This window comes from Microcystis sp. M49636_WE2 (genome assembly GCF_030065375.1).
Classification (GTDB): domain Bacteria; phylum Cyanobacteriota; class Cyanobacteriia; order Cyanobacteriales; family Microcystaceae; genus Microcystis; species Microcystis aeruginosa_C.
Window position 1 is genome coordinate 1 of the sequence record NZ_JASJFG010000030.1, and the last position, 8,920, is coordinate 8,920.

Annotated in this window: 6 protein-coding genes and 1 pseudogene; 3 read left to right on the top strand and 4 right to left on the bottom strand. The window is 43.5% G+C overall.

Going from position 1 to position 8,920, the window contains the following annotated elements:
- From PX484_RS00575 to PX484_RS00590, 4 genes are all read right to left on the bottom strand, one after another.
- Positions 1-500 (bottom strand): HAD family hydrolase (locus PX484_RS00575; protein WP_288102651.1); only part of this gene is annotated, 500 nt, incomplete at its 3' end.
- Positions 501-914: 414 nt separating this feature from the next.
- Positions 915-3,512, bottom strand: coding sequence for an AAA family ATPase (locus PX484_RS00580; RefSeq protein ID WP_287765186.1), 2,598 nt, complete (start codon positions 3,510-3,512; stop codon positions 915-917).
- A gap of 132 nt (positions 3,513-3,644) precedes the next feature.
- Positions 3,645-4,940, bottom strand: a complete 1,296-nt coding sequence (locus PX484_RS00585) for a S1 family peptidase (RefSeq protein ID WP_287765184.1) — start codon at positions 4,938-4,940, stop codon at positions 3,645-3,647.
- A gap of 9 nt (positions 4,941-4,949) precedes the next feature.
- On the bottom strand, positions 4,950-5,255 hold the full coding sequence (locus PX484_RS00590; protein ID WP_002762380.1) for a CU044_2847 family protein: 306 nt from the start codon (positions 5,253-5,255) through the stop codon (positions 4,950-4,952).
- A 769-nt stretch (positions 5,256-6,024) separates the two neighbouring features.
- Between PX484_RS00590 and PX484_RS00595 the strand changes: the two genes are divergently transcribed.
- The 3 genes and pseudogenes from PX484_RS00595 to PX484_RS00605 all read left to right on the top strand — a co-directional run.
- Positions 6,025-7,572, top strand: a complete 1,548-nt coding sequence (locus PX484_RS00595) for a bifunctional pantoate--beta-alanine ligase/(d)CMP kinase (RefSeq protein WP_288102652.1) — start codon at positions 6,025-6,027, stop codon at positions 7,570-7,572.
- Entirely contained in the window at positions 7,557-8,057 is a 501-nt protein-coding gene (locus tag PX484_RS00600; RefSeq protein WP_002803933.1) for a type II toxin-antitoxin system VapC family toxin, read from the top strand. Before PX484_RS00595 ends, PX484_RS00600 begins: the two co-directional genes overlap by 16 nt.
- 10 nt (positions 8,058-8,067) lie before the next feature.
- Positions 8,068-8,920 (top strand): annotated as a pseudogene (locus PX484_RS00605) (phosphodiester glycosidase family protein); the annotation flags it as partial.

Below are 8,920 nucleotides of genomic sequence, written 5' to 3' on the forward strand. Positions count from 1 at the left end.
AGATTAAAATTCCAACGATTGAATCTTTCTACGGCCAGTAAATAACCATCCGGTTGCGGTTTACTGGTGCTAATCTCATCACCGGTGACAATGACACTAAAGTAATCCCCAAGGCCCGTCTGTTGCAAGATTGATTCTACTTCCGAGCGTATTGCTCCCGTCACCAAACCGATTTGTAGATCCCTGGCCTTAACCCGTTTTAAAAAAGAGTATATCTCTTCATAAATAGGAAGTTTCTCTAATTTTCCTAATCTTTCTCGGTATAAACTGGTTTTTTTGTTAATTAACTTAGTCAGATACTCCTCGGTCACTTGACGACCGCGACGGGTGAGAACATTACGCAAACAGACGCGATCGCTTCTTCCCAGACATAACTCCGCAAATTCCGACCCTAGGGGCAGTAAATTTTCCCCGAGCAAGATTTCATTGATTAACTCTTGATGGATTGGTTCATCATTGATGATCACCCCATTAAAATCGAACAGAACAGCCTTTAACATCAATCTTAGACAGAAAAGCTAATAAATACTCACTGTTCTTGATTATACTAAAGTTTTTCGTCGGGGCCGGGCGGGTCTTGTCCCTGACCCCATCTCAACAAACAATTTTAATCGGAAAATTGCCAAGGCCTTGACAAATTCCCAGATTTGTTCTATTATTTTGTTATAGTGGGAATCCGTGCTGCCCTGTAACCCCCCTATTTGGGGCTAAAATATTAGCCAAAAATATAACAAAAGAATTTAGGGACCTGCGTGGGAATAATATCCCAACCGATCGGAGGGCGCAAGCTTTGCGCCCCTACAGTAACGGATTTTGTCCACAATGTAGGGGCGAACTGCGTTCGCCCAAAAGGTACATTAATGTAGGGGCGAACTGCGTTCGCCCAAAAGGTACATTATTAAAGCGCAAGTCCCTTAGGCCATTGTTTCCGATACCCAACGACGGAATAATTCCACAGCAATCCGATAACGGGAGTCTTGGCATTCGATGACATGATGATTTTCAAGGGTTTTTAGGGCCCGGTCGAGAGTTGTGGCAGTTAGTCCGGTGCTGGACAGTAAATCTGCCCGGGTTAATCCTTGCAGATGGGGAGAAAGAACTATTAAAATCTCCTGTTGTCCGGCCGCATCTTGTTTAGCCTGTTTCCAGACACCCGTAAAATAATAATTCCCCCTTTGGAAAAACTCAGCATCGATGGCTTTTTCCACATCTTCCACCTGAAAACGAATATCTTGGGGACGTTGCAACTCAAAGACCTGTTTATTATAAAAACGTACCAGATGAAAGCCGATCAGTTGTACTAAATAGGGTTGACCGTGGGTAAGTTGATAAATTTTGTCCAAAGCGGATGGGGTATAGTCTAGGGGAAAATCCTCGTCTTCCCCAACGGGATTAGCGAGGATAACGCGAGTGGATTCAGGAGAGAGGAAACTAACTGGAATCGGGTAAACACTGCCAAAAAAAGGATGAAAATAATCGGCAGTCATCTCCTCTAGGGTATGTAATCCGGCAAAAACAAAAGCTAGACGCGGATTACTCTGGACAAGGGAACGCAGATAGCCGAGGAAATTCTGGGGGAGGGTATTCGCTTCGATTAAATCCTCAATTATCTCGAACTCATCGAGGGCAATAATTAAACCAGTTTTAGCTTTTTCCGGCAGAATCTGGCGCATCAGACGGTCTAAATAACGATTAAAATACATTTCTGGATGTTGGGAGATTTTTTCCTCTTCTGGGGCATCAATTGCCAAAGTTTGGGCGATTTCCTCAGCCATAGTCAGGAGAACTTCGGCTAGGCTGGTTACTGTGGCCAAGCGCTGTAAATTAATGTAGATAACCGAGACATTTGGTGGAAGATATGCCTCCAGATTGCGTAGAATCGAAGTTTTACCCATGCGACGATGACCATAGAGAACCACGGAGGATAGGTTATCTCCCGACCACATTGACTGAAGTTCCCGCAGGATATCCTCACGACCAACAAAGCGTTTACCGATCACCGGATCACCGATAATGTAGGGATTAGGAATCGGTTGGGTAATAGTTACCGTTCCCACCGTTCCCGCGATGGATGCGCTAATTTTTGCCCATTTTTCGGCGATAGAAAGGATTAATTCTTTTTCTGCTTGGGGTAAAGTAGCCGCCTGTTGGTCGTTTATATCCCTTAATTCCCCGATAATCCGATTAAGAGCGAGGGATCTGGTCTGTTGGGAATAACTTCTCTGGACTAAAGCCATTTCTGTGATAACTAGATTTAAACTGCTGATAGCTTGCCAAGTTTGCGGACGTAATGAAGGTTCTGCGGCAATGGGGGCAACCTCCAGGGAAGCGATACTATGGAGAGTTGCTGCCTGACTAAATCGGTGTAAAGTTTGGGCGAGGCTATACATTTCTTCCCCGTAGGCGAGGGAACGTACCACAGCAAAGGCTTTTTCGGCTTTTTCGGTGTCCCGTTGGTGAAGATACCAAAAACCAGCGGCGGCGGCACGAGCAGGGGTATCTAGACGGATTTTGCTGGGAGGAAAAGAAAACAGTTTCGCGGACGCATATTTTAACAATTGCCAATCGGAGGTATTTTCTGCCAGACGGGACACCCGATAGATAATTTCTGCCTCTGGGAATTGCGATAAAACGCGATTAACGGCGACAAGGACAGGAATAAACTGGTGGCTGTACCGAAGGTATTGATTGAGGTTATTAATAGCTGTTTCCCAGTCTTGCTGTAACCATTGTTGTAGAGTTGAGGTTAACCCCGGCAGCGGTAGAAGGGTAATACGGGGAAAAAGTCGCCCTTGGGGACCGGCCAAAAGCCCGATTAGCCAATTATCAGGACGGAAAAAGGCGAATATAAACCCCACGCCGAACACCCCGCCCCACACCACGCCGGACCTCACGCCGAACACCACGCCGTACAGCACGCCCAACCACACGCTGAACACCACGCAGAACACCACGCCGGACACCACGCCGGACACCACGCCGGACACCACGCCGAACACCACGCCCAACACCACGCCGGACACCACGCCGGACACCACGCCGGACACCACGCCGGACACCATGCCGGACACCACGCCCAACCCCACGCTCGACGCCACGCTCAACACCACGCCCCACCCCACGCCCAACACCACGCTCAACACCACGCTTAACACCCCGCCGTGCACCACGCCGAACACCACGCCGGACCCCACGAACACCCAATTAACAGAAAGTCCTAAATTTGCCGCTATGCTAAAGATAATCAGAGGGGTAATTACAGTTAAGAGAAGACCCTGAATCCCTAGACGCAATTGTACGGGATGGTCGCGGAGAAATTGCATTCTATCGCGCCATGTTTTCTGTTCTGTTAATTTATCGCCGCCGCCTCTCGTTTCCACATACCAGCGCACTGCTTGGGGAAAATAAAACACCCAGTACAACAGCAAAAGATAATCAAAGGGATTCCATAAAGATAAATCGCGTTTGAGTTTAGGAGCGAGATTAATTCTGGGGACGGTGCTTTCCTTCATAATTTTTATCTCTAGCTATTTACCCGGTGATGGTTTATTAAGTAGTTAGGTGTTACTCAAGGTAGGATCAAACCCCCCTTATCAAGGTAGGATCAAACCAAAAATTAAATCAACTTATTGTTTAGTTATAACCTAAGTTCGGGATGCTGAGTTATTGACTTTGGTTTGATAAAGTTTAAAACAATTTTGCATCACCTCTCGCGGCTTTCCTTGACTTTGCCTAACAAGAGAACTTATTTCCTCCTCAGTAAAAGTCACTCCAGTTTGACTTAGACGATGACTAATAAACTCTTTAATTTTAGCTTCATCCCATAATTTAATCGGAAATTGTTGACAAATTCCCTCGAAAGGTGAATCACCTCCTTTGTTATCAGGAAATAAAACATCAAGGGAACGATTAGCCGCTACTACTAATCTTAAAGGTGGATCGGGACGATTGGCCAACTCTCTTAATTGACTTCTAAGCTGATAGCTGAAATATTTTTGAGTCATATTATCTACCACATCCAATAATAACAGGATTTTATGTTTTTCTAATTCCCTAGTTAATCTAGTTCCTTTGAGCGGTTTATCGTAATTCGCAGCTATACCAATCTGATGACATAATTCATAATAAAAATCCTTATCTCCTGCTAATCCTTCTAAGTTTAGATACAAGGGTTGTCGATGACTAAGTAAATACTCCCTTGCTTGATGGTAAATTCCCCAAAGCAGGGTGGTTTTTCCCGTTCCCCTTTCCCCGATAATAGCAGCACTACTGCCGGAATTTAAAACCTCAAAAATATCTTTAATTTCTTGTTCTCGGCCAAAAATCTGCTGAATTTCTTTAATACCTCCGGAAGTGGGTTTAAAAGGATTATGGGCATTTTTTTGGGGTTGTAATTGCGGAAAATATTTAAAAATAGTCTGAACTGGAATCGCTCTTCCTCCTAAATCACTGTACTCATCTCTGGTTTTATTCACCACTCCGCACACTTTCCCCGTGCGTAAATTTAACAGAGGTGAACCACTAAAACCGGGTTGTACTTGCCCTAATTTAAACTTGATTAAGGGGTTTTCATCCCCCGTTAAACCTATATACTCAAAGTCACTAGGATCACCGTTCGGATAATCGTTGGTATAGCCAAAAGTGTATAATTTATCTGTTAATTGTAAATCGTGATCAAAATCGACATATTTGTGATCTAAAGACGAGTTTAATTGTAAAAGAGCCAGATCGATCCCGTCTAGATTCGGTAAGTGGATAATTTTAGCCCCAGAAATTTGACCTTGCCAAATTATCTCGATAGTCTCGCGATTATCCCGCGCATCTTTTACCACATGAAGACAGGTCAAAATTAACCCTTGTCCCACAAAAAAGCCTGTTCCTGATGCATCGATTAACTTTAACCTGACAGTGTACGGGGGTAGAGATTCCGGGGTAAGCATTTAATCAATTTATCCTCCCCATTCTAGGGTAATTTTTAAATTTCCCTTTCCTTCACCTTCCACAATTAAAGCGGTTAGTTTACCGGATTTTACCCTGACTTCTACCCCAAATTCTACGGTGGCCTTTTTGGGCTGCACTTTACTTATCGTAGCAGCGATCGATTCAGTAACTGCCTCAATTGTATCAGCCACACTTTGAAAGTCAAATATTTGATCGGATACTTCCCGTTCACCACCGAAACTTCTCGCTTCCACTAACATGGTGACATTTTCTTTAACTTTAACTGAAATAATCTCAGATCTAGATTCTGGCATAAGGCTCCTCGAATGACCCGTTTATGGTTTTCTCGATTGCTTCTCGGACAAACTTATAGCGGAAGCAAAAAGGCTTATATATATTTCGGCACGGATTCCCATTATACTAAAAAGTATAGGTCAAATCGAGGGATTTTGTCAAGTCTTTTTTGCCATTAATCTATATAATTAGCTCGTTTTAATTAAATTAAAGATAGATTTTAGGTTCGATCCCCCCTGCCCCCCTTGATAAGGGGGGTGCCGATAGGCGGGGGGATCTCCCTTGATAAGGGGGGTGCCGATAGGCGGGGGGATCTCCCTTGATAAGGGGGGTGCCGATAGGCGGGGGGATCTGCCTTGATAAGGGGGGAACTGATCTTTTTTAACACCTACCTATATAATTGTCGGGCTGCTCACCAGTCATTGTCCTGAAAAAAATTATGCCCCGGTTTGTTAAACAAGCATATATGCAGCGGTCAACCGAGACAGCACAGGAGCCTCTCTTATTCTTTGTGTGATCAGTTTAACTTATATAGAACCGATCAATCTTTGTGTCCTTTGTGTCTTTGTGGTTCGTTCCAGTCGCTCGCTGGCGGGAATATATCTTATAAAATACATTTTACCCACCAAACCCAAGAGAGCCGACAGGAGACAAAAACGAGTTATTGGACAGAAAGAGGCGATGGGATGTTATTATTTAAAGCCGATTCCCCGGAAGCAGCCGAATTGATCATCGGGCAGCATCCCCTGGCGAATAGTAGTGGAATAGGCTATTAAAGGAGTGAACCCTGTGCAAATATTCACAACAATCCCCGGTTTACGCACTTTTTTGGCTGATTATCGCCATGATCACAGTATTGCCCTCGTGCCAACCATGGGCGCTCTCCATAAAGGTCATGCTAGTCTAATTCGACGCGCAGTGACGGAAGCGGAGGTAACTGTGGTCAGTATTTTTGTTAATCCTCTACAATTTGGCCCCACAGAGGATTTTTCTCGCTATCCCCGCAGCCTTGACAGCGATCGCCAATTGTGTGAATCTTTGGGAGTTGCTGCTATTTTTGCTCCCAGTGCGGAAACTTTAGGAATTGGTAATTCTGAGGAGATAACCGCAGTTGTTCCCCCGATTTCTCTGACTAGCGGGTTATGTAGTGCTTTTCGTCCGGGGCATTTTCAGGGAGTAGCCACAATTGTCACGCGGTTGTTTAATATAATTGCACCGACGATCGCCTATTTTGGCGAAAAGGATGCCCAACAGTTAGCGATTATCCGACAATTAGTCAGGGATTTAAATTTAGCGATCGAGATTCGCGCTTGTGCTACAGTGCGAGAAACATCGGGATTAGCAGTTAGTTCTCGCAATCAGTATCTATCGGCCACAGAAAGGGAAAAAGCGACAATTATCGCCCAAAGTTTGCAATTAGCCCTCGAAAGTTTTCGTTTAGGGGAAAGACAAAGGGAAAAACTACTGGCTATTGTGCAAAAAAATCTCGACAGAGTAGCAGAATTTCGCTGTCAGTATCTGGATTTAGTCCATCCCCAGAGTTTACAACCGATCGAGCAGATCGAGACAGGGGGACTGTTAGCGATCGCTGGATTGATCGGTCAAACCCGTTTAATTGATAATATTATCTTGCGTCAACGTCGGGCAGTTATCGCTATTGATGGACCTGCTGGAGCAGGAAAATCGACGGTAACGCGCTTAGTAGCCGAAAAATTGGGGTTAACCTATCTCGATACCGGTGCGATGTATCGCGCGGTGACATGGTTAGTGGTGAATTCCGGTCTGGATTTGTCCGCAGAAGCGGCCATCGCCGAGTTATTATCTTTAGCGAAGATAGAAATAATCCCGGCCGATAGTCCCGAAAATGTGACTATAGTGAAGATTAACGGGCAGGATGTGACTTTAGAGATTCGCTCTCCCGCAATTACCTCGCAAGTGTCCAGAATTGCCGCTCAAAAAGCGGTGCGACAGCAGTTAGTCACCCTGCAAAGACAGATGGGAATATCGGGGGGAATAGTTGTGGAAGGTCGGGATATTGGTACTAATGTTTTCCCAGAAGCGGAATTAAAGATTTTCTTGACAGCGACACCCGAAGAAAGAGCCAGAAGGAGATTAAAAGACTTAGAAGCGCAGGGAAATGGAGGTATTAGTCTCGCAGAATTAACCCAAGAGATTGAAAAAAGGGATTATTTGGATAGTAATCGCTCCCTAGCACCCCTGCGAAAAGCCACAGATGCGATCGAAGTTAATACCGATCATCTCACTATTACAGAAGTCACGGAAAAAATCATTGCTCTTTATCATCAAGGAGAAGAAAATCAATGGAGAAGCCTCTAGTTTTTTTAGATACTGATGTTTTGATTTCTTATCTACGAGGAGATCTTGCCAGTGTGCATTTATTTGATCGAGAAATACTCGATCGCGTTTGTCTTGCTATTAATGCGATCGTTTTACAAGAGTTATTATTTTTGGCAGAAGTTCGTAATCATCCTGAAATAGTCGATCGGATTCAAGAAAAGGTGACTATCTTGGATTTTGATTTAGTAAAACTTGATCAATATTGGCAAAATGCTAGAGATATTCGCAATATTTTGGTACACTCGAATGATGTTTTAATTTTAAGTAGTGCCGCTAATTGTGATTATTTAGTTACCTATGATCAAAAACTTAAAAAAGCCTCTAGTTATCTATATAACTCTAAACCGATGGTAGTAACACCTGAAGAATTATTAGAGGTTATCGATCAAAAAAATATAGTCCCTTCTAGCCTCTCTTGCCAAGGATATAAATCCTCAAATTTCCCCTTAAACAAGGTGATTTAGGGAGATATTTATGAAGTTAAATTATCTGAATTTATCATCTATCTGTTTAACGGTAACTTCCTTGATAATTCTTGGCAGTCCAGCTATATCTTTAGCCGATCACAGATCACCAATAACTTTAGCTGCTAGGGATTTATCAACCCAGCAACAGGGAAAAAAAATTATTCTTAATGGTCGTTCTTTGCCCGTTTCTTGGCGACAGTGGACAACAGCAAATAGTACCAGAATCGCCATGGGTGACACGGGAGCAAGACAATTATTTGGCATGGATTTTCTTAGCACAAATGATCCAAAAAAGCAACCGATAAGCTGGTTTAATTTACAAACTTTATCAGCTAATTTGCTCGATTCCGATCGCTGGCTGGATGTTACGGATATTTTACTAAAAATGGGGGCAACAACCACTATTAATGGTGATAGTTTAACTATTAACTTTCCTGCTCCCCAGATTCAAGATATTCAGCTAGAAAATTATGGAGCAGTACAAAGGATTATTATTCAACTTGATCGCCCGACCTTTTGGCAAGTTAGTCAGGCAAAAAATCAAGCAGTGATTACCCTAGAAGGAAATGCCCAGCAATCGCTCGTCTCTAGGTTTCAACCCCAAAATATCAGCAACAGTAATCAAAATAACGATGAAGATGATCTAGGTAACTCTAATAATAACTTAGCCACTCAGATCACTTCCTTAGAAAATAATGGGGTGATCAGTCGTTTAAAAATTAACCTTCCCACTGCCTACGGATTACAGATCAGCAGTGTGGATAATCCTCCCCGAATTATCATTGATTCTCGTCCCGATGCTATGGATGAAAAGCGCATTGTTTGGCAACCAGGGTTAATCTGGAATCAAAAATATATCC

What these genes read in the sequence shown, in the direction of transcription:
- PX484_RS00590 (WP_002762380.1), bottom strand. Translation starts at nt 5,255, where the DNA reads ATGCCAGAATCTAGATCTGAGATTATTTCAGTTAAAGTTAAAGAAAAT.
- PX484_RS00600 (WP_002803933.1), top strand. Translation starts at nt 7,557, where the DNA reads ATGGAGAAGCCTCTAGTTTTTTTAGATACTGATGTTTTGATTTCTTAT.
- PX484_RS00580 (WP_287765186.1), bottom strand. Translation starts at nt 3,512, where the DNA reads ATGAAGGAAAGCACCGTCCCCAGAATTAATCTCGCTCCTAAACTCAAA.
- PX484_RS00585 (WP_287765184.1), bottom strand. Translation starts at nt 4,940, where the DNA reads ATGCTTACCCCGGAATCTCTACCCCCGTACACTGTCAGGTTAAAGTTA.